This is a genomic window from Methylobacterium segetis (genome assembly GCF_004348265.1).
Classification (GTDB): Bacteria; Pseudomonadota; Alphaproteobacteria; order Rhizobiales; family Beijerinckiaceae; genus Methylobacterium; species Methylobacterium segetis.
In genome coordinates this window covers 1-20,505 of record NZ_SMNT01000011.1, presented here as the reverse complement: position 1 = coordinate 20,505, position 20,505 = coordinate 1, and the positions used below count along the sequence as shown (strand labels likewise).

At 67.1% G+C, this 20,505-nt stretch carries 22 protein-coding genes and 1 rRNA gene; 9 read left to right on the top strand and 14 right to left on the bottom strand.

All coding sequences use genetic code 11. The features are described from left to right. Positions 1–297 precede the first annotated feature (297 nt). From E1J50_RS04635 to E1J50_RS04625, 3 genes are read left to right on the top strand one after another with little or no spacing between them, the layout of a single operon-like run. Positions 298–2,733 (top strand): phosphoketolase family protein, encoded by a 2,436-nt coding sequence (locus tag E1J50_RS04635; RefSeq protein WP_132250898.1) that lies wholly within the window; start codon positions 298–300, stop codon positions 2,731–2,733. A gap of 30 nt (positions 2,734–2,763) precedes the next feature. Further along, entirely contained in the window at positions 2,764–3,492 is a 729-nt protein-coding gene (locus tag E1J50_RS04630) for an HAD family hydrolase (protein ID WP_132250895.1), read from the top strand. Beyond that, positions 3,485–5,809 carry a glycoside hydrolase family 65 protein gene (locus E1J50_RS04625; RefSeq protein ID WP_132250893.1) on the top strand — a complete coding sequence of 775 codons (2,325 nt, stop codon included), beginning with the start codon at positions 3,485–3,487 and terminating at the stop codon, positions 5,807–5,809. Before E1J50_RS04630 ends, E1J50_RS04625 begins: the two co-directional genes overlap by 8 nt. 42 nt (positions 5,810–5,851) lie before the next feature. On the opposite strand, the gene E1J50_RS04620 is transcribed toward E1J50_RS04625, so the two are convergent. The 10 genes from E1J50_RS04620 to E1J50_RS04575 form a co-directional block, all read right to left on the bottom strand. Beyond that, complete coding sequence (locus tag E1J50_RS04620; protein ID WP_132250891.1) at positions 5,852–7,447, bottom strand: aspartate:alanine exchanger family transporter; 1,596 nt, start codon at positions 7,445–7,447, stop codon at positions 5,852–5,854. A gap of 45 nt (positions 7,448–7,492) precedes the next feature. Further along, entirely contained in the window at positions 7,493–9,886 is a 2,394-nt protein-coding gene (locus E1J50_RS04615) for a glycoside hydrolase family 65 protein (RefSeq protein ID WP_132250889.1), read from the bottom strand. Positions 9,887–9,889: 3 nt separating this feature from the next. Then, positions 9,890–10,897 (bottom strand): 2-hydroxyacid dehydrogenase, encoded by a 1,008-nt coding sequence (locus E1J50_RS04610; protein WP_132250980.1) that lies wholly within the window; start codon positions 10,895–10,897, stop codon positions 9,890–9,892. 339 nt (positions 10,898–11,236) lie between these two features. After that, positions 11,237–12,043 (bottom strand): universal stress protein, encoded by an 807-nt coding sequence (locus E1J50_RS04605; RefSeq protein WP_132250887.1) that lies wholly within the window; start codon positions 12,041–12,043, stop codon positions 11,237–11,239. A gap of 91 nt (positions 12,044–12,134) precedes the next feature. Next, positions 12,135–12,500: a PRC-barrel domain containing protein gene (locus E1J50_RS04600; protein WP_132250885.1), complete on the bottom strand. Its 366-nt coding sequence runs from the start codon at positions 12,498–12,500 to the stop codon at positions 12,135–12,137. Beyond that, the gene (locus E1J50_RS04595) at positions 12,461–13,645 is read right to left on the bottom strand and encodes an AraC family transcriptional regulator (protein WP_132250977.1); all 1,185 of its coding nucleotides are present in this window, start codon (positions 13,643–13,645) and stop codon (positions 12,461–12,463) included. The genes E1J50_RS04600 and E1J50_RS04595 overlap by 40 nt, the downstream gene beginning before the upstream one ends. A 185-nt stretch (positions 13,646–13,830) precedes the next feature. Then, complete coding sequence (locus E1J50_RS04590) at positions 13,831–14,178, bottom strand: hypothetical protein (RefSeq protein ID WP_132250883.1); 348 nt, start codon at positions 14,176–14,178, stop codon at positions 13,831–13,833. A gap of 492 nt (positions 14,179–14,670) precedes the next feature. Further along, complete coding sequence (locus E1J50_RS28475) at positions 14,671–14,802, bottom strand: hypothetical protein (RefSeq protein WP_405029835.1); 132 nt, start codon at positions 14,800–14,802, stop codon at positions 14,671–14,673. Then, positions 14,751–15,266: a hypothetical protein gene (locus E1J50_RS04580; protein WP_132250881.1), complete on the bottom strand. Its 516-nt coding sequence runs from the start codon at positions 15,264–15,266 to the stop codon at positions 14,751–14,753. Before E1J50_RS04580 ends, E1J50_RS28475 begins: the two co-directional genes overlap by 52 nt. Before the next feature lie 68 nt (positions 15,267–15,334). Then, positions 15,335–16,255 (bottom strand): bestrophin family protein, encoded by a 921-nt coding sequence (locus tag E1J50_RS04575; protein WP_132250879.1) that lies wholly within the window; start codon positions 16,253–16,255, stop codon positions 15,335–15,337. Positions 16,256–16,459: 204 nt separating this feature from the next. Between E1J50_RS04575 and E1J50_RS04570 the strand changes: the two genes are divergently transcribed. From E1J50_RS04570 to E1J50_RS04560, 3 genes are read left to right on the top strand one after another with little or no spacing between them, the layout of a single operon-like run. Beyond that, entirely contained in the window at positions 16,460–16,795 is a 336-nt protein-coding gene (locus tag E1J50_RS04570) for a hypothetical protein (RefSeq protein ID WP_132250877.1), read from the top strand. 4 nt (positions 16,796–16,799) lie between these two features. Continuing rightward, positions 16,800–17,012 carry a hypothetical protein gene (locus tag E1J50_RS04565; RefSeq protein WP_132250875.1) on the top strand — a complete coding sequence of 71 codons (213 nt, stop codon included), beginning with the start codon at positions 16,800–16,802 and terminating at the stop codon, positions 17,010–17,012. Next, positions 17,012–17,224, top strand: coding sequence for a molecular chaperone-like protein (locus tag E1J50_RS04560; protein ID WP_132250873.1), 213 nt, complete (start codon positions 17,012–17,014; stop codon positions 17,222–17,224). Before E1J50_RS04565 ends, E1J50_RS04560 begins: the two co-directional genes overlap by 1 nt. A gap of 13 nt (positions 17,225–17,237) precedes the next feature. Here the strand turns inward: E1J50_RS04560 and E1J50_RS28405 are convergent, their stop codons facing one another. Together E1J50_RS28405 and E1J50_RS04550 are read right to left on the bottom strand one after the other, a co-directional pair. Further along, the gene (locus E1J50_RS28405; RefSeq protein WP_342635885.1) at positions 17,238–17,381 is read right to left on the bottom strand and encodes a hypothetical protein; all 144 of its coding nucleotides are present in this window, start codon (positions 17,379–17,381) and stop codon (positions 17,238–17,240) included. A gap of 245 nt (positions 17,382–17,626) precedes the next feature. Then, positions 17,627–17,830, bottom strand: a complete 204-nt coding sequence (locus tag E1J50_RS04550) for a hypothetical protein (protein ID WP_132250870.1) — start codon at positions 17,828–17,830, stop codon at positions 17,627–17,629. A gap of 299 nt (positions 17,831–18,129) precedes the next feature. Here E1J50_RS04550 and E1J50_RS04545 point away from each other — a divergent pair, with 299 nt between their 5' ends. Beyond that, positions 18,130–18,339, top strand: a complete 210-nt coding sequence (locus E1J50_RS04545) for a hypothetical protein (protein ID WP_132250868.1) — start codon at positions 18,130–18,132, stop codon at positions 18,337–18,339. Positions 18,340–18,545: 206 nt separating this feature from the next. Further along, positions 18,546–18,755 carry a cold-shock protein gene (locus E1J50_RS04540; RefSeq protein ID WP_132250866.1) on the top strand — a complete coding sequence of 70 codons (210 nt, stop codon included), beginning with the start codon at positions 18,546–18,548 and terminating at the stop codon, positions 18,753–18,755. A gap of 397 nt (positions 18,756–19,152) precedes the next feature. Here E1J50_RS04540 and E1J50_RS04535 read toward each other — a convergent pair whose 3' ends face one another. After that, positions 19,153–19,356: a hypothetical protein gene (locus E1J50_RS04535; RefSeq protein WP_132250864.1), complete on the bottom strand. Its 204-nt coding sequence runs from the start codon at positions 19,354–19,356 to the stop codon at positions 19,153–19,155. Between the two features lie 182 nt (positions 19,357–19,538). Continuing rightward, on the bottom strand, positions 19,539–19,715 hold the full coding sequence (locus tag E1J50_RS27120; protein ID WP_165937777.1) for a hypothetical protein: 177 nt from the start codon (positions 19,713–19,715) through the stop codon (positions 19,539–19,541). A 619-nt stretch (positions 19,716–20,334) separates the two neighbouring features. Here E1J50_RS27120 and E1J50_RS04530 point away from each other — a divergent pair. Beyond that, a 16S ribosomal RNA gene (locus E1J50_RS04530) occupies positions 20,335–20,505 on the top strand; the annotation flags it as partial.

Below are 20,505 nucleotides of genomic sequence, written 5' to 3'. Positions count from 1 at the left end.
CGTGGAGGGTTTGATCCCGCGGGGGATGGATGTTCGGGTCTACGCCCGGGCGCGACGTGACTCGCAGCCGGGGCGTGCGGCGACGACGGGAGCTACGGAGGTTGTGGAGCCTGCTCCACCTACCGCGCCTGCGCCGGAATCTACGTCTCCTTTTGAGAGGCCGGGCAGCCGGGCGTCAGTACAGCCGAGAGTTCCAGCGGCTGGAAGCATGCGGCTCGCCGAGGCCGAATCCGTCCGCTCGACATGGCGCATTCGCTTCGCGCCGGAACAGCCTCAGCATCATGCCTAGGCAGTCAGATGGACGCGATCGTCAAAAATCGGCGGCAGCCCAAGCGAGCGGCACACACGCCAGAGTTCGCCCTGATTGACGCCTACTGGCGGGCGGCGAACTACCTGTCCGTCGGCCAGATCTACCTGTACGACAATCCTCTGTTGAAGGAACGGCTGACCAAGGAGCACATCAAGCCTCGCCTGCTCGGCCACTGGGGTACGACCCCGGGCCTGAACTTCGTCTATGCTCATCTGAACCGCCTGATCCGCAAGCACGATCTTGATATGATCTACATCACCGGGCCTGGGCATGGCGGCCCAGGTCTGATCGCGAACGCATACCTGGAGGGGACCTACAGCGAAGTCTACCCGCACATCTCCGCAGACGCGGACGGCATGAGGCGGCTGTTCAAGCAGTTCTCCTTCCCCGGCGGGATCCCGAGCCACGTTGCCCCCGAAACGCCGGGCTCGATGCACGAGGGCGGCGAACTCGGCTACTCCCTCTCGCATGCCTACGGGGCAGCCTTCGACAACCCCGATCTCATCGTCGCCTGCGTCGTCGGCGACGGCGAGGCCGAGACTGGGCCGCTGGCGACCAGCTGGCACGCGAACAAGTTCCTCAGCCCGGTGACCGACGGGACGGTTCTGCCGATCCTGCATCTGAACGGGTACAAGATCGCGAACCCGACCGTCCTGGCCCGGATCAGCCACGCGGAGCTCGAACATCTCTTCCGCGGCTACGGCTACACGCCCTACTTCGTCGAAGGCCGTGAGCCGGCGGAGATGCACTCGCTCATGGCCTCCACGCTGGATACGGTTCTGAGGCAGATCCGGCGGATCAAGTCCGATGCGCGCGACAGAGGTTTCACGCGCCGACCGCTCTGGCCGATGATCGTACTACGCACGCCCAAGGGCTGGACCTGCCCGAGCGAGATCGACGGCAGACGCACCGAGGATTACTGGCGCTCGCATCAGGTGCCGATGGGCGAGATGCACGACAATCCGGCCCATGTGCAGATGCTCGAAGACTGGATGAAGTCCTACCGGCCCGGCGAACTCTTCGACGAGGCCGGCCGGCTGCGTCCCGAGATCGCCGAGATCGCCCCGAAGGGCGAGCGCCGGATGAGCGCCAACCCGCACGCCAACGGCGGCGCGCTGCTGCGCGACCTCCGGCTGCCGGATTTCCGCGATTACGCCGTCACCGTGACCACTCCCGGCGTGGCCGTGGCGGAATCCACGCGCGTGATGGGACGCTTTCTGCGCGACGTGATGGCGCTGAACGCCGAGGCAAGAAACTTCCGGCTGTTCAGCCCGGACGAGAACAACTCAAACCGCTGGCAGGACGCGCTCGAGGTCACGAACCGCGCCTGGGTGGCCGAGACCCTGCCGTGGGACGATCATCTCGCGCCCGACGGCCGCGTGATGGAGATGCTGAGCGAACATCAGTGCCAGGGCTGGCTCGAGGGCTACCTGCTGACGGGCCGGCACGGCTTCTTCTCCTGCTACGAAGCCTTCATCCACATCATCGACTCGATGTTCAATCAGCACGCCAAGTGGCTGAAGGTCTGCAACCACATTCCGTGGCGTCGGCCGATCGGTTCGCTGAACTACCTGCTGTCGAGCCACGTCTGGCGCCAGGACCACAACGGGTTCAGCCATCAGGACCCCGGATTTATCGATCATGTCGTGAACAAGAAGGCTGAGATCGTCCGCGTCTACTTGCCGCCCGATGCCAACTGCCTGCTCTCGGTGACCGACCACTGCCTGCGGAGCCGGAACTACATCAACGTCATCGTCGCGGGCAAGCAGCCGGCGCCCCAATGGCTCACGATGGATCAGGCCGTCAAGCACTGCTCGGCCGGGCTCGGGATCTGGGAATGGGCGAGCAGCGATTTCGGCAGCGAGCCGGACGTCGTGATGGCCTGCTGCGGGGATGTGCCGACCCTGGAGACGCTCGCGGCCGTCGACCTCCTGCGCCGCCACGCTCCGGATCTCAAGGTGCGCGTCATCAACGTCGTGAACCTGATGAAGCTGCAGCCGAGCACGGAGCACCCGCACGGCCTGTCGGACCAAGACTTCGACGCCCTGTTCACGACGGACAAGCCGGTCGTCTTCGCGTTCCACGGGTACCCGTGGCTCATCCACCGGCTGATCTACCGCCGTCACGGGCACCAGAACTTCCATGTGCGCGGCTACAAGGAGGAAGGCACGACGAGCACGCCGTTCGACATGTGCGTGATGAACGACATCGACCGGTTCCATCTGGTCAGCGACGTCATCGACCGCGTGCCGGGGCTGGCCGCTCGGGCGGCCTACGCCAAGCAGGCGATCCGGGACAAGCTGATCGACCACCGCGAGTACATCTGCCGACACGGCGACGACATGCCCGAGGTGGCCGGCTGGTCGTGGAGTCCGATGGCGCCGGCGCGCGCGCCCCACTCGACGGAGAGCGACAATGTGTGAGGAGGGGCGCTACGACCGGCGTCGGGTGCGGTGAGACCGGCACTCCTCGCGGCGATCTTCGACGTGGACGGCGTGCTCGTGGATTCGCCGCACGAGCGCGCGTGGCGCGAGGCACTGACAGGATTCGTCGATCCGGCAGGCTTCACCACCGCCTTCTATCAGGCCAACGTTGCCGGAAAGCGGCGCCTCGAGGGTGCTCGGGCGGCTCTGGAGCGGCTCGGCGGGGTGGAGGCCGCTGCCCGAGCCGCGGAATACGCGGACAGGAAGCAGGCCCTCATCGACCGGTTCATCGCGGAGGGCAGCTTCGAGGTGTTTCCGGACGCCTTGCGCTTCTCCGCCGCGCTGAAGGCGGCTGGGCTGCGGCTGGCGCTGGCCTCTTCGTCGAAGAACGCCGCCGCGATGCTGAGCCGCCTGAAGCTTCCGGACGGGCGGACGCTCCTCCAGCTGTTCGACGCCGACCTCAGCGGCCGGGAGGTACTGAAGGGCAAGCCGGATCCGGCGCTCTTCCTGCTGGCGGCCGAAGCCGTGGAAACGCCGCCGGCGCGGTGCGTCGTGGTGGAGGACGCGCCTGCCGGGATCCGGGCGGCGCGCGCAGGTGGGATGACCGCACTCGGAATCGCCCGGCTTAACGACGAGGCACTGCTGCGCGAGGCCGGTGCCGACCTCGTCGTCACAAGCCTCGACCACGTCGAGATCGCCGCCCTGGCTACGGGCACTCTGCGCGCCCGGACCGTCGAGGAGCCTGTCGCAAATGCTTGAGGCGCTTCAACCGACAGAGGAGCCCGGCTGGGTTCTGGCCCACGAAGGCTACAGCGTGCTCACGGAAAGCGCCGTCGAGTCGCGCTTCGCTCTCGGCAACGGGTTCCTCGGCATGCGCGCGTCGCGGTCGACGGGCCGAGGACCGACCTGGGCGAGTTGGCTCAGCTACATCCGATGGGCCTCGTGGCCGCGCTGCTACGTGGCCGGGCTGTTCGACATCCCGAACACCGAGCCGCCCGTGCCGGCGCTCGTGCCTGTCGCCGACTGGTCGCGGGTCCGCCTCATCCTCGATGGAGAGCCGCTGGTGGCACGCGAGGGCGAGATGCTTCACGGCCTGCGTCGGCTCGATATGCGGCGCGGCGTGCTGCTCTCCGAATGGACGCACCGGACACCGGCAGGCATCACCGCGACGGGCCACGAGCTTCGCCTTCTGTCGCTGGCTGACCGAGCGATGGGGCTGCAGCTGCAGCGGATCGTGCTGGACCGTGACGGCGTCGAAGTGCGCTTCGAAGCGAGCTTCGGGCTTGCCGGCCTCGGCATGGAGCCGGTGCGTCTCGAGGACGACCTCGGCGCGTGGCGAACCGAGGGGACCGGCAAGGTCGTCGCGATGGCCGGCGCCGCGTCGCTGCGCATCGACGATGCCTCGCTCGAGCCTGAGCGCCCGTTCCCGCTGCGTTGGATTTTCCGATGGCGCTCGAAGGCCGGTGAAGTTGCTGAATTCTCCCGCCTTGTCGCCGTCGCGCGGGCCGACCGGTCGGCGGAAGATCCGGTGCCGCGAGCCGCGGCCGCGCTGGAGCGCAGCACCTCCGCGGGTTGGCGCGCCATCCTTGAGGGGCACGAGGCCGCCTGGGACGCGCATTGGAGCGCCAGCGGCATCTGCATCGAGGGTGACGACGACCTGCAGCGTGCCCTGCGGTTCGCCGTGTATCATCTGACGAGCGCGGCGAACCCGAACGACGACCGGGTGTCGATCGGCGCGCGCGGCCTGACCGGCGATGCCTATTTCGGCCACGTCTTCTGGGACACCGAGACCTATCTCCTGCCGTTCTACACGGCGGTCTGGCCGGACGCGGCGCGCGCGCTGCTGATGTACCGGTACCACACCCTGCCCGGGGCGCGCGCGAAAGCTGAGCTCTGCGGGTACCGAGGTGCGCTCTACCCCTGGGAATCGGCCGACACAGGCATCGAGACCACACCGGAATCGGTGCTGGGGCCCGACGGGAAGCCGATCGAGATCCTGACCGGCAAGATGGAGCACCACATCAGCGCCGACGTCGCCTACGCGGTCTGGCAGTACTGGCGCGCCACCGGCGACGACGGGTTCTTTCGCGATGCGGGTGCCGAGATCCTCCTCGAAACAGCCCGCTTCTGGGCCTCCCGAGCCGTCGGTGAGGCGGATGGCCGGCGCCACATCCGCCAAGTGATCGGGCCGGATGAGTACCACGAGGATGTGGACGACAATGCCTTCACCAACGTGATGGCGCGCTGGAACATCGCGTGTGCCCTGGAATCGCTGGACCTGCTGCGGCACCGCTGGCCCGATCACGCCTGCGCGCTTCAGGACAAGCTCGCCCTCGACGACCGCGAGCTCGACGACTGGCGGGACGCGATCGCCCGGATCGTCACTGGCCTCGACCCCACGACCGGACTCTACGAGCAGTTCGCCGGCTTCCACGCATTGAAGCAGCTGAACGTTGCGGATTACGCCGATCACGCGCTCCCGATCGACGTGGTGATAGGTCGTGAGCAGACGCAAGGCTCGCAGGTCATCAAGCAGGCCGACGTGGTGGCCCTGATAGCCTTATTGCCCGAGGCGGTCCCCGAACGTCGGGCGATGATCAACTTCCGCCACTACGAGCCGCGCTGTGCCCATGGCAGCTCGTTGAGCGCGGCGATGCATGCACGCGTGGCCGCTCGGCTCGGAGACGCCGACATGGCGCTCCGGTACATGCGGGAGACGGCCTCCCTCGACCTCGATCCCGATCCGAACAGCGCCGGCGGCATCCGAATCGCCGGGCTTGGCGGGCTGTGGCAGGCCGCGATCCTGGGCATTGCGGGCCTGAACCTCGTGGGCGAGACCTTGGAGCTCGACCCCAAGCTGCCGCCCTCTTGGAGACGCCTCTCCTTCAAGGTGCGGTGGAGAGGCCGATCGGTCGGGCTTAGCGTGACCGCCAAGGCAGTGGAAGCGACGCTGATTGAAGGCGACGCGTTGGACGTCACCGTCGCGGGCCTCACGCGGAACCTGGAAGCTCGGTCGCCACTGCGTGTCGACCTGTCGTCGGAAGCCGCTCGTGGCCTCGCGGATGTCGATGCATAGCTGAACGCGCTGACCATCCGTTTCGAGGCGTATCTCCGAGGGTCAGCCAGCGAGAGAGAGCAGGCCGAGCACCTGCACGCTGAAGACCTTCACGATGGTCATCGAGGGAAAGATCATCGCGTAGCACACGTCCGGCCGGTCGGTTGGGGCCGTGCGCGCGGAATAGGCCAGAATCGCGGGATTGCCCGTGGCGCCAGAGGCGACGCCGAGCAGATCGTCGAACGGGATTTTGAGCAGGTAGAAGCCTGCGAGCAGAACGATCGCCACCGTGGTCAGCAACATCGCCACACCGATCAGCAGCATCAACGGTCCGGTCTGCGCGACGGTCGTGACGAAGGCCTGGCCCGAGTTGATCCCGACCGTTGCCAGGAATAGCGTCAGGCCGAGATTGCGCAGCACGATGTTGGCGGGCAACGGCATGACCCAGCTGAGCGGCCCGGTGCGCCGAAGCCTGCCGAGGATCAGCGCGACGATGAGCGGGCCGCCGCCGATGCCGAGGGTGACGGTGCCCACACCCGGTACCGGGATCGGGATCAGGCCGAGAAGCACGCCGAGCACCATGCCGAGCCCGACCGAGACGTAGCTGAAGTCCGCGGCCGCCTTCACCGTATCGCCGAAATGCGCCCGCGCCTCGGCCACGTGGTCGGGTGCCACGAGGACTCCGACCCGGTCTCCCAGCTCCAGCATCAGGTCCGGCGTGGGCATCACGTCCATGTCATAGCGGCGGACGTGCAGAACGCGGATCGGGATGCCCGGTGGGAGGGGTAGCTCCGCGAGCTTCACGCCGGTCAGCGCCGGCTTCGAGACGAAGAAGCGCTGATAGGTGATGTCGCCGCGATCCCTTGCGAGCCGGCCCCGGTCGATGTGGCCGAGAACCGAGGCGACCTCGTCCACGGCCACCGCCCGATCGGCCGCGATCAGGAGAGCGTCGCCGGGATGCAGTTCGAGATCCGGATCGGGCAGCCGGTTGTGGTGCTCCTGTCGCACGCCCGCGATCTGCACGCCCTCGGGCAGAGTGGCCATGACCGCGCCGAGCGTGGCGCCGGCGGCCGGCAGGCGCTCGACCGTAACCTCGCCGATATGGAAGCGGATGGGCTGGGGCGGAAAGACCGGCTTCACGCGCCGCGTCATGAAGTACAGGCAGAGGATGGGGCCGATCACGCCGAACGGATAGGTGACCGAGTAGCCGATGGAGGGATCCCGGTTTCCGATGGTGTCGATCGCGGCCTGCAAGGCCGCCGTGCTGACCATTGATCCGGCGAAAATGCCGAGCGTGTGGCCGAGACTGACCTGAAAGACGGCGCCGAGGCCGAGCGCCACCAGCAGTCCGGCGATGACAGCAATGGCCGCGAGCAGGTTGTAGATGCGCCCGGGTCCCGACAGGCCCTCGAAGAACTGGCGGCCGTAGAGAATGCCGATCGCGTAGAGGAACATGATCAGCCCGACCAGCCCGAGCGGCCCCGCGATCTGCACCTTGGGTGCGATGGCACCGATGAACAGGCCGACGAAGAGCACCGCGCCCACGCCGAGCGAGAAGTCCAGGAACCGGATCTGTCCCACCGCGTAACCGAGGCCGATGGCGAGGAAGAGCGCGAGAATCGGCTGTGTGCCGATGAGTTCGCTGATTGAGGCCATCATGGAAGAAGGCTCCGCTTCCCTGCGCCGGGCCCGGCCGCCCGCAGGTCAATTCGCCTCGCCGAAGCCGCGAGGGTCCGACCGCACCGGCCCGACCGGGCGGGTCAGAACCGGCTCGGCGGAGGTCAGGACGCAATCGTCCCCCGCGTGCGAGAAATCCAAACGCTCGCCATTCAGAAGCCGAAAGGTCGCCGAGGCGTGGTCGATCTCGACCCGAAATGTCTGTCCTCTCACGGTCAGGACGAGCTTCAGGGCCGACCACGCCTTCGGCAAGATGGGATTGAACGAGATGCGGCCCTCGCTGTCGCGCAGTCCGGCGAAGCCGTAAGCAAGGGCGAGCCACGTACCGCCGATCGCGGCGACGTGAGCGCCGTGCATCATGTTGCCGCCGATATCGGACATGTCCATCGCCGCAGCGAAGTCGAAATACGCGATCGCTTTCTGTTCGAGTCCGATCTCGTTCGCGACGATGCTCTGAATGCAGACCGACAGGGACGAGTCGTGCGTCGTCAGAGGATCGTAATACGCGAAATTCCGCCTCTTCTCGTCCCGCGTGAAATGGCCATTCAGCAGGAACATGGCCATCACGGTGTCTGCCTGCTTGATCACCTGAGATCTGTAGAGATTTAGAGGATGATAGTGCAGCAGGAGGGGATAATCATCCTCCGATGTCGACGCGAAATCCCAACGTTCCAGGTCGAGGAAGTCGTCATCCTGAGGATGGATTCCGAGGCGCTCATCGTAGGGCAGATACATCCGCTCGGCCGCCTCTTCCCAGTGGCCGAGTTCGGGACGTTCCAGACCCGTGCGAGCGACCAGCGCAGCGAACCGGTCAGGGTGCAGTCGTTCGAGAGTGCGCAGCGTCTGGACGGCGTAGCGCAGGTTTTCCCGCGCCATCAGGTTGGTGAAGCAGTTGTTGTTGACGATCGCCGTATATTCGTCCGGTCCGGTGACGCCGTTGATGCAGAAGCGACCACCTTTGGCGTCAGAGAAGAAGCCGAGATCGAACCAGAGGCGCGCGGTCTCGATCAGGATCTCTGCGCCGTAGCTCCAGAGAAACTCCTCATCGCCGGCGACCTCGACGTATTTCCGCAGCGCGTAGGCGATGTCGGCATTGATGTGGTACTGCGCGGTTCCTGCCGCGTAGTAGGCTGACGCCTCCTCACCGTTGATCGTCCGCCAGGGGAAGGTGGCTCCGCGGTGTCCCAGTTCGCGCGCCCGCGCCCGCGCCTTGTCCAGCATATCGTAGCGAAATTTAAGGACGCTGCGCGCGATCGGAGGATTCGTATAGATCAGGAACGGAAGGACATAGATTTCCGTGTCCCAGAAGTAGTGTCCCTCGTAGGTCCGTCCGGTCAGACCCCTTGCGCCGATCCCATGCCCTTCCGCTCGCTCTGAGGCTTGCAGAAGCTGAAAGAGGTTCCACCGGATCGTCTGCTGCGTCCTCGGATTGTCGCTCTCCACCGTGACATCGGCCCGAGCCCAGAAGCGCTCGACATCGCTCCTCTGGCGCTCAAGGATCGCCTGAAATCCATGCGTCGTCGCGCGGTTGAGGGTGGAGGTGGTCTGGAACAGGATCTGCGCAGGGTCTGGATCGTCCGAATAGTGATAGCTCAAGTACTTGCAGATGCGCAGGGGCTTGTTCCGCGAAAGTTTGCAACGGAAGACGGCGGCAGCAAAATCATCGTCGCAGCTCAACTCGGCGAGCATCGAGCATTCGGTGAAGACGCTGTGGTCCATGCCGCAGCCGAGGCTCAAGCCGGAGCTTCCGGTTCGGTAACTCAGTATCGCCCGCAGGCCCTCGGATCGCGTCCCGGCGGGGTGCAGAACCCGGCCGACAAACCCCTCCGCGAGACGAGGATCCGTGGTGTCGGCGCTCAACGGCTGATCGTTCTTGAGCTCGGACGACACCGCGACCTCGACATCCGCGTCCTCCGCAATGAGCTCGAACTCGATCGCGGCGAGATGCCGATGCGCGAGCGAGACCAGCCGGACCGTCCGCATGTGCAAGCGCTTGCCCGTGGGGGACACCCAGCGGACCTCCCGGTTCAGGGTGCCGGCTCTCAGATCGAGGGAGCGCCGGTAATCCAGAACTTCGGCCTGCGGCACGACGAACGGCTCGTCCTCGACGAAGAGCTTCAGAGCCGTGCCGTTCGGGCAGTTCAGGATGCTCTGGCCGACGGTCGGGAAGCCGTAGGCATGCTCACCGTAGGAGATCGGCCGGTGTTCATAGAAGCCGTTGAGATATGTGCCCGCCTCCCGGACCGGTGTGCCTTCCTCCACCGCGCCGCGGATGCCCAGATACCCGTTCGACAGGGCAAACATCGTCTCGGCCTGTCCGGCCAGTTCGCGCGCAAGTCTCGCGTCGTAGCGGACGGCCTCGAACGCCCAGGGGTTCGGCGGGAAGATGTTTTCGGGCGGAATATAGCGCGGGCGCAGCATAGATCATTCTCGGGCGCGGCCAGGCGGGGCGATCTCATAGGTGAGGGGACGCCCCGATTCGAATTCCGAGATGCTCGCGAGCGTCGTGCCGAGGATCGTCTCCAAGGCCTCGCGGGTGAAGAAGGCTTGGTGGCCCGTCACGATCACGTTCGGAAACGAGACGAGGCGCTGGATCACGTCGTCCGGGATCACGGCGCTCGACAGATCTCTGTAGAACAGATCCGCTTCCTGCTCGTAGACGTCGATGGCCATCCCGCCCAGCCGGCCGGACTTCAAGGCATCGATCGCCGCGTCGGTGTCGATCAATCCGCCGCGGCTCGTATTGATCAGGATGGCGCCCGTTTTCACGCGCCCGAGCGTCCGCGCGTCGACGATGTGATAGGTCTCGGGCGTCAGCGGGCAATGCATGGAGATGACGTCCGCCTCTTCGACGCCTTTCGCATCGACGTAGCGGCCTCCGATCGCCTCGAACTCGGCCGAGCGATGTACGTCGAACCCGATCACCGTGCAGCCGAAGCCGGCCATGATGCGGGCGAAGATGGTCCCGATCCGCCCGGTGCCGATCACCGCCACCGTACGGCCGACGAGATCGAACCCCATGAGCCCGTCGAGCTTGAAGTTGCCCTCGCGCGTTCGATTGTAGGCCCGATGGATTTTGCGGTTGAGCGCAAGGAGCAAGCCCACCGCGAACTCTGCCACGGAGTTCGGCGAGTAGTTGGCGACTCGCACGACGCGAATGCCAAATTCCTCTGCGGCCTCCAGGTCGATGTGATTGAATCCGGTGCAGCGCGTCGCAACGAGCTTCGTCTCGCCCTGGGCGAGGCTTCTCAGGACGTCGCGATTGACGGTATCGTTGACGAAGACACTGACCGCCGGAAAGCCGGCAGCGAGAGGGGCGGTCTCGGGTTCGAGCAGCGCATCGAAATAGACGAGGTCATGCCCGTGACCTGCATTGAGTTCATTGAGAAGCGCGCGCTCGTAGTTCTTCGCGCTGAACATCGCAATTCGCATGCTCACGCCTCCCTGCGCAGGCGCCACGGGCCGGTGCGCGAGCGCGCCATGAAGCGAAGTGGACGCCGATCCGCGGGAAGAGAATGCGCTTCGCACGAAGACGAGGTGCCTCCTCCGCTCAGGAATGCTGCAGCGTCCGCTGTCCCTTACGCAACAAGATAAATCCGCCCCGTTCTGAGCCTCACTCTACAGCGAGGACGATAGTGCGCTTGATCATCGGGGACACTTGGTCGACGGGGACATCAGATGCGGCCGATGTGACAATCGACTCGGGACGAGCTCTACCCAGTCTTCGGCGGATGGACAGCCAGTTGGCCAGGGTTTCCGAGCCCTCCGCCATCAGTGGCTCATCAGGCAGCACATAGGCGAAGTCTGCAGGACGTCCCGCGTCACGCCGCCGAACAGCCATTCCCGCAACCGAGAATGGCCGTACCCGCCCATGACCAGAAGGTCCGCATCTTCTCGTGTCGTGAACCGCAAGATCTCATCGGCGACCTCACGGTTCGTCGCGGTCAGCAGATGCGTGGTCGCCTGCGCGCCGTGAAGGCCGAGGAACTCGCAGACCTGCTCGGCACCGGTGCCGCGCGCCTCCTCACCCGCGCTCACGACGAAGACCTGCTTCGCGCGGCGGATTAGCGGCAGAGCGGCCGAAACCGCGCGCCGCGCCTCGGGCGCGTCCTTCCATGCGACGACGATCCGTTCGGCCCTGAGGTGATCGGTGCCCGGCGTAATCAGAACCGGCCGGCCGACTTCCATCAGCAGGGCGCCGGGCTGGGCGGCCAAGGATCCGGCATCGTTGTCCGTCTCGCGTCCGACAATCACGAGATCGGCGGCGAGCGCTCGGCGGACCAGGAAGCTTGTGGCGTCGGCCTCTGCCTGATGCCAAGCCGTCCGGATCTCCGTGCCGCAACTCCGCTCGAAGACCTCCCGGCACCGTTTCAGATCCTCGTCGAGCTTGGCCTGCTCCTCCTTGTAGGCGGCCTGTATCGTCTTGAGGTCCTCGCCTGGGCCGGGAGTGGGAATTGTACGCGCGGCGATACCCGTGAGGGTCGCTCCGAAACGGCTTGCGAGACCGGCGGCGAGGCGAACGCGTTCGGCAGCCTTCGTTCCGAGGTCCAGAGAGACCAGGATACTGGCGATACTCATTCGGTCACCTCCGATCATCGACGCGCCAAATTTTCCTGGGTGGCTGTCCAAGCTTTAGACTTCTCAGCCACAACGGTCTCATGCCGGTGCCTCACGGCCTGAGGAGCGGGATCTGCCGGATGGTCTCGCGTGTGCCGCTCACGGTGAGGTCGTTGTCCGCCTGCCGCAGAAGAGGAACCGGCATGCCGATCTCCCCACCGCCGAGCCAGCGTCGGCGGGCCACCACGGCGACGAGCGTGGTGCCGTCGGCCGAGACCCGCACATCCTGCACGCGACCGACGACAAGCTTATGATCGGCATAGAGCCAGCGGCCGCGGAGCGTCGGCACCAGCGAGGCGGCGCCGATCTGCATGCGCGCATCCGCCCGGTCCAGCAGAGGCGTGCGGGCGCCCTGCGCGCTCGCCTCCCCAGAGAGCATCAGGAGGGCGCAGGCCCAGGCAGGAACGTGCTGCTGCATCCTGTGTCCCTCTTCCGGCGCACGCGAGCTTCCTCGTGGGTCGCGTCGCGCTTCATCTCCGGCCGGTTCGCGTGCCGCCAGGCGCTGGGCGTCGTACCCGACCAGCGGCGGAAAGCATGCGTGAACGCGGGAGGCTCGGAGAAGTCGAGAGCCGCCGAGATCTGCCCGATGGCCATGCCGGTGTCGGCGAGAAGATGCTTGGCCACGCGGAACTGCGCCTCGTTGGCCAGTCGCCGGAAGCTCGTGCCCTCTTCCCTCAGGCGGCGGCTCAAGGTGCGGCGGTTCACCAGTCTCAGGCGCGCCACGCGCTCGGCTTTGCAGCGCTGCCGGGTGACGGCGGTCTGGAGGTATTCGCGAAGCTTGTCCGTCAGCGTGGAGGGATGATCTGCCTCGAGCCGGCGGATGGGATCCTCAACCCTTTGGCGCGTTGCCGGGTCCGCGCCTGCGATCCGCTGATCCAGAAGTCCCGCCGCAAACACCAAGGCGGCCGTTTCCTGGTCGAACCGGACGGGCGCGCGGAAGAAGGCTCCGTAAGGAGCCGTGTCGCGCGGCGCGGAGCGCGGCAGCAGAACCTCCAGCGGCGCCCAATCGGGACCGCACAGCCCCCGCAGAATGTTGGTCACCGTGGCGAGCGCCCGCTCAAGATGCAGGGCCGCGCCCTCGGCCTCGGGCTCGTGCGGGGCATAGCTGAGGACGGCGACATCGTCGTGGACACCGAGGCCGACCATGGCCCCGCGGTCTCGCACGCACGCATGAGCTTCCAGGGCCCGCAGGGCGTCCCCCACCGAGGCGCAGTTGCGCAGCATCACGCCGAGGAGGCCGAACGAGGCCAGGGTGGTTCGCTGCCCGACCAGCAATCCGAGATGGGGGCAGCGCGAGCGGTCGGCCGCAAGCGCGATCAGGCGCCCGATGGCCGTGAACGGAACGGGCTTGCTGCTCCTGTCGAAGAGGCAAGTATCGAGGCCCGCCTCACCGAGGAGGCCGTCGCGGTCGGCGCCGAGTTCGGTCAGGACGGCGTGGATCGCCCGCACGACATCGGGATGGATGAAGCCGACGGACGGCGCCTTCTCAGCCCAGACGGAACTCTCGTCCGCGGCCAACTCGTTCGGGCCGCCGTTTGTGCATGATCCGGCAGAGGCGAGCATGGCAACGTACTCCCTGCGCCAGATGATCCGATGCATGAATTCGTGCTTGATCGGATGGGACATCGGACGAAACAGGGGAGTTCATTCTTTGCGCGCGACCCGTTTCTCAATTGTACGTCGTGACATCTTGCAACCAGGGCGCCGAGGCCACTTGCACTCGGACGATCCGCCTTGTTGCTGCTGCGTCAGGATTGTGCATCCATCAGGCCGCCATTGATGAGGGTAAGGTCTGCGCGCGGGGCGGTGGGCGCCTCACCGTCGAAGAGGGTCTTGATGACCTGGGCGACGCTGGCCCCGACATCCGGCGGTTGGATCGACCGGGCGCGCTGGACTGCCTCCGCCATCACGGCGTCGTGGTCGACGAGGCCGAGACGCTCCAGCTCGTGCAAGAGAAGCGCGTTCATCACCAATCCGGCGATGGCCTGATGCGCCGTCGCGGCCAGCGCCTTTCCGGTCTGCGCCGCATTCTCCGCCTGCATCAGAGCCAGTTCGGTCAACTGCTCGTTGGTGAAGGGGTCGTCGTTGTCGCTCATGCCCTGCCGGCGCCGCGCGCTTGAACCTCGAAGGTGCCGACCGGCGCTGGATCAGCGATGGGCCGGCTGAGAAACGCAACGACCCTCCCATTCCAACAGTTCCTGCGCGCCCTCCTTGATGGAACAAGACGTGGTCGTCGTTCGGACGCCGAACTAGGCTTAAGCATAGGACATGAAAGGCCGCCGAGGGTCCCGTTTGAGCTCTGCCAAGCTTTGCAGTGGCTGGCGTCTCACCCGCGTGGTGGCTTGTGAAAGCCGAGGCCGCTTGGTTCGCTAATGCCTAGTCCGCGAAGGGCCGCTTCAGAGAAGCGGCCGAGGCTGGCTAAACGACCGGAATGGGCGCAAAGCTGCCGGCCGGGTTTGGCTGGAAGCAGTTGGTCGGCTTTAGAACTTAATCTGCCGATAGGCGGGCATACGATGTGGCTTCTGCCAAGGCCTCAGCGTGGCTCACATCGGACATCCGACGTGAGCCACAGCGTCAGACTTCGCCTCCTAGGTGGCCAGTAGCCAGCCGTGCTCGATCAGGTTGGCGAGATGCTGGTGCGCCTCCGGGCTCTGGACGATCCCGACCGCTACCTCGGCGCGCGATACGCTATGCGCGAGCGCGTCGGTCCACGCCTGCAGCCCAGCCGGCTCCGCCTCCCGTCCCAGCGCGCCTCGACGAAGCTCCTGTCATCTGCCTGCGCGAGGTGGCTCTGACCCTCCTCAGATTTGAGTCGGGCCTCGGCAAGGTCGTGCAGAGGCAGGCCCTCACCGCGCGCCTGCGTCCAGGACAGCTGGCCGTCCGCTTCCGGAGTGCGCTGCAGGACTGCATCGTAGAGGGCGTAGACCTCGCCAGCCGGGCTGTGCACGTCGTGGCTGAGGCTGCCGAAGTACGCGCGGTTCTGCGGGGCCGGGGCGGGGTCGTCGTCGAGGACGTGACCGATCGCTCGGACTGGATCGACTGTGCCGATGCTGCTGGCAAGCAGCTTCACGGTCACGTCCGGATCGGGGCCGTGGACCCGGTCGTCTAGGGTCTGCACCTCGAGCGTCCCGGAGACATTGCCGGCCAGGATCGTGATGACACCGTGGTCGGTCGTAACGGTCACACTCAGGGTTCAGGAAGCCCGAAAAACTTGCGCTCAGCACGGACCAGATTGGTGGGTCAGCGTCAGCATCACTGCAGCACGAAGCTCTCCGGCAGGACGGCGGGCGGCGCGGGCTCGCCGAGGGCGTCGAGGATGATCCCGTCCACGGTCCGCAGGAGCGCGTTCAGGGGCAGGTCGTTGGCCTCGAGGCCGAACGGCTCCTCGAGCTCGTCGCCCAGCGCGTCGAGACCGAAGAACGTGTAGGCGACGAGCGCGGTGATCAGCGGCGTCGCCCATCCGAGCGAGGTCGCGAGGCCGAAGGGCAGGAGGGCGCAGTAGAGCCACGAGGTCCGGTAGATCAGGAGCGTGTAGGCGAAGGGCAGGGGGGTGCCCTTGATCCGCTCGCAGGCGGCCTGGATCCGGGAGAGTGCGTCGAGCTTGGCCTCGAAGACGCCGTAGAGCACGTCGCTGATCTCGCCCGCCCGCAGGGCCTCGCCGAGATCGGCGGCGAGGTGGCGGAGGGCGGCGTCCGCCGGGTCGGGATGCGCCGCCGCCGCGCGGGCCTCGTCCGCGGGCAGCCACGGTGCCGCCGCCGCGCCGGGATCCTGCGCGCGCAGCGAGGCGTGCAGGGCGTGCGCGAAGCCCGACAGGCGGCGCAGCAGGCGGCGGCGGCGCGCCTCCTGCGCCTCGCCGGGGAGGAGGGCCGGAATCGTGCGCGCGAGGCCGCGCATGGCGACGATCAGGAGGCCCCATTGCTTGCGGGCCTCCCACCAGCGCTCGTAGCAGGCGTTGTTGCGGAAGCTCAGGAAGATCGAGAGCGCCAAGCCCACGAGGGTGAAGGGCGCGACGCCGGCATGGAGGGCCAGGAGGTCCGGCCAGTGGCGCTCGGCCGCGACCACGAGGCACGCGATGCCGGTGACGAACAGGATCTTCAGCGCCACCTGCGGCAGGATCGAGCCGTGCAGGGTGACGAGGATGGCGAGGAGACCGGGGCGGGGACGGACGATCATCGGGACTCTGGGTCGGGGGCGGCTGCGCGACGCTGGCTCCCGACAGGGGAGCCGTGCGGCAGCAAGTCAACTCCCGAAGGTGTCCCGGAGCCGCGCGGCGCGGGCGCCACGGATCGAGGCGGGATGGCGCCGACCCGCGCAGCCGTGCCATGAGGCGGACCAGGGCCGGGCCCCGTGGCGACCGGCGCAGAGGTAGGAGCCTTGATGTCAGCCCTGGTGTTCTCCGTGCGCGCCGCCGACGGTACCGCCGTGCATCGAATGGAGGCGACGCGGACGCATCGCGGCGTGCGGTTCACCTGCACCTGCGCGGACGGCACCGAGGGCCGCCATTGCGAGCACCGGGTCGCCCTGCTCCTCGGGGACCCGTCCGCGCTGATCGAGGTTGACCAGGAGGCCGTCGATGCGCTGGCCGGGATGACGAAGGGCTCGCACCTGCTCCACGCCGTCCACCGCCTCGCGCAGGCCGAGGCTGCCGTGGCGGAGGCCGAGCTCGACCTCGAACGGGCCAAGCAGGTCATCGCCACGATTCTGAAGGGTTGAACGCATGCCCCGCTGGCTTCCCCTCGTGGCCACCGCCCTCGTCGCCATCGTGGCCGTGGTCGGCATCGGCCTCTGGGTCTCCGACGCGCAGGACAAGCGGCGGGCCGAGAACGGCGGGAAGCCTGCGATCCCGGCCTGCGATCCGCAGAACACCGTGGGCAAGCTCATTCTGCCCGATTGCCCGAGCCCAGCCTTTCCCACGCCGAGGACGCCGTGATGAGCCGCCTGCTTCCCCGGATCGCGATCGCGCTGTTCGTGGCGGTCGCCGTCGGCGTCGCCGTCTTCTGGGGATTCGGCCTCCTGCGGAGCGCCCGGGACGATGCGGCCGGGAAGCCGCCCGTGGCGGCCTGCGATCCGCCGGGCCAGGCGACGGGGCCGCGCCCTCCGGAATGCCCGCAATCCACCCCGCCAACGCAGCGCGCGCCCTGACGAAGCCCCGCCGCTACGCCTGGACCGCGTGGACCAGGTAATAGCCGGTGTGGCGCACGGCCTCGTCCGCAGCCTCCGGCTTGAAGCCGGGCGGCGGCTGCTCGCCCGTGACGGTGCCGCCGAAATCCCAGGTCTCGCCGCTCACGAACGAGGGCACGGGCTGATCCAGGGGAACGGCGCAGCGAAGAGCCGGCTGCCGCTTGCGACGGAAGACGTTGTAGGCAGGCGCGGAGGTCTGCATGCCATCCCCGTGGGATCGATGGGCCCGGCGACCGATGGAGCACGCCCACGGCGCGCGCGCATCCACGAATGCTAAGGTTCCGTTGCGGCGGAGGGCGCGCTGTCGTGGAGCCCTGCGGGCGGCCCACCCCGACCGAACCGGCCGGCGACGGGCCTCGGCACCTACCAGATCTGGGAGGCGGCGAGGGAGAGCACGCTGATCAGCGCCGCGCAGGTGCCGAACAGCACCGTGCGGGGAATCCGGTAGGGGAGGCGGCTGTTGTCGTTGGCGGCGCGGCGGCGCGAGCGCAGCAGGTAGCGATCGAGCGCGGGCTCCGGCAGCACGAGCCATGGCTCGGCAACTTCGCGGCTCCTGGCGCTATACATGCAACGATTCCCTACATCTTGCCGGCGCAAGCAGACGAGGCCGAGAGCTCAAGCTTAAGCTGAGCTATTCGAGCAGGTCCGCGGGAAGGCCTTACCCGGAATACCCGTCGTCTGTCCATGCAGAATATCGCGCGGCGGACAGATGAGGCGGCACCATACTGCAAATTTGCCGGGTCTCGGCCCGCAAACGCCCCCTCTCATGCGCTGGGTGAATGACTGGTGTGTGGCATCTGGCATGCCAAAACGCTGTGTGCGGTGCCATAAATGCTGCAACGCAAACACAACACGGGACGTCCACCATGATCACCCTGCTCCTCACCGCCGTCGTCGCCGCCGGCGCCGCCAACGTCGCCCTCGTCGCCTTCGTGGCCGACCGCCTGACCCCGAGCAACGGCGCCTCCGCCGGCGAGCTCACCGCCGTCTCCGGCGGCGCCTCGGCCGGAACCCGCACCGCCGTCCGTCCCGGGAACGAGAACGCCTCGGTCGCCGCGGGTCGCCGCGCCGCCTGAGACCGCGCCCGCTTGAGACCTGGGCCCGCCCGAGACCTGGGCCCGCGCATTGAGGAGCCCTGCCAGGATCTGGCAGGGCTTTCTCGTTTCCGCATCCCGGCGCCGCGTCCCGAGCGTGCCCTCACGGACGGAGTTCGCGCATCGCGACTTGCCGGAGCGGCGAAGGGATCCAGATAAGGCCGCCTGGAACGGCTAGGATATCCATCATGAGCACTGGCACTGTGAAGTGGTTCAACGAGACGAAGGGGTACGGCTTCATCCAGCCCGACAACGGCGGCAAGGACGTGTTCGTCCACATCTCGGCCGTCGAGCGGGCCGGTTTGCGCACCCTCGCCGAAGGCCAGAAGGTCTCCTACGAGGTCGAGGCCGACCGGCGCTCCGGTAAGGAGAGCGCGGCGAACCTGAAGGTCGAGTAGGGCGCGCCTGGCGCGGGATCACCGCCACGGCGGAGCCGCGCGGCCCGTGCCGGCCTACGGGTCCGGCACGGGCCGCGCGCGTCCGCTCATCCGGATGTCGGTCCGGGGATTTCTGATCGGCGGGATTTCGGGCGGCGGGCGGCGCGCACCGCGTCGCGAAGAGCTCCGTCCCGCTCCGGCGGGCGAAGCAGGTAACCCGGATCGCGACCGCGCTGCGGATCGCCTCGTCCGAGGACGATCATGTCGTGAGGATGCCGCCGCGCGCGCATCGAGCGGCGCAGGGGCCATCAGAGGGCCGGCGGCCCGAGGCGACACGGCGGAAGAGGGGCCGGCGGATTTCCGCCGACTCTCCCGCGCCGGGATGTCGCCCGGCGCGGGGATGCGGAGATCGCGACGACTAGCGGTCGCCTGCGCCCGAGAGCAGCCTCTCGATCTGCGCCATTCCGTTCTCGCGCGCCTTCGCTTCGCTCGCGAGCGCGCGGTCCGAGCGCTGGATCAGCTTGCCGCTCCGGCGGATCGCCCATTGATAGGAAGCGCCCTCGGCCTTCGGCGGAAGGATCTCGAGCGTGTAGGGATGGGTGTTGGTCGTCATGTCGGTCATGGGGACCGTGTGCCACAGGCGCGCGCGGCCACCAAGCCCCTTGGGAGCAGAGGTTGGATCCGGCACCCCTCGGCGGTGCAGGATCGCACCATCCTCTTGAAGGCGGAGACGGAGGCCGTCCGAAACAGGGGCCGCCCTGCCGAAGGGCGAGCCCGACCTGCCGAACCCTTCATCGCCTTCGCTCAGGTCGAGGAGGCGAGGGCGAGGGGGGCGGGCGCGGATCGATCCTCGTCGGTGACGATCCGCGGGCGGGCACCGGCCAGCTTGTGCCAGGACCGGCGGGGGAGGGCCCCGAGAATGAGGCCGGCCGCGCCGAGGAGACCGGTCGCGGCGACGAAGAGGGTTTCAGGATCGAGCATCCACGGCCTGTAGGCGCTGGCAGGGCCCGCAGCGATGCGACCGGCCGCCCCGCGGCACGGCGCCACCCATCCGGTTCCGGTCGAAGGTCCGGTCACGGGGGCCGACCCGACGAGCGGCTCTCCCTCTTGCGGCGCGCGGGGCGTGCCACCAGATAGAGGAAGCGACGCGACGGGTCCTCACGGCAGGATCGGCGCGGCCGCTTCCCCGCTTCGCGAGAGGATGATCCGGCCCGGAGCCGGGACCCTGTCGCGACCCGGAAATACCGAGTTGACACCCGGTTTGAGGCACCCTATACGACGCCTCCCGACGCGGTGCCTGAGCAAAGGCGGGCCGCCCGGACAGACTTCCCGAGACGGTTGAAAGCAACCCACCAGCATTCGCTGAGGCGCTTTTCCGTCTTGATCTATGAAGACACTGGCTTTAAGCGGGTGTCGCTCTTTGACAAGTTCATCTGAGGAAGAGAAGCGTGGACGGCGCGTGTCCTTGCGGATCTGGCTTTGTGCTGGATCGTGAGTGGATACAAGCTGTTTACGGTTCGAGAGCTCACACGATCTGGGCGGCGACGTCTGGATTGGTTGTGAGCCTCTGTCAAACGTGATCAGCTATGATCGAGCTCTTTAACTTGAGAGTTTGATCCTGGCTCAGAGCGAACGCTGGCGGCAGGCTTAACACATGCAAGTCGAACGCTCGTCTTCGGACGGGAGTGGCAGACGGGTGAGTAACACGTGGGAACGTACCCTTTGGTTCGGAATAACACAGGGAAACTTGTGCTAATACCGGATACGCCCT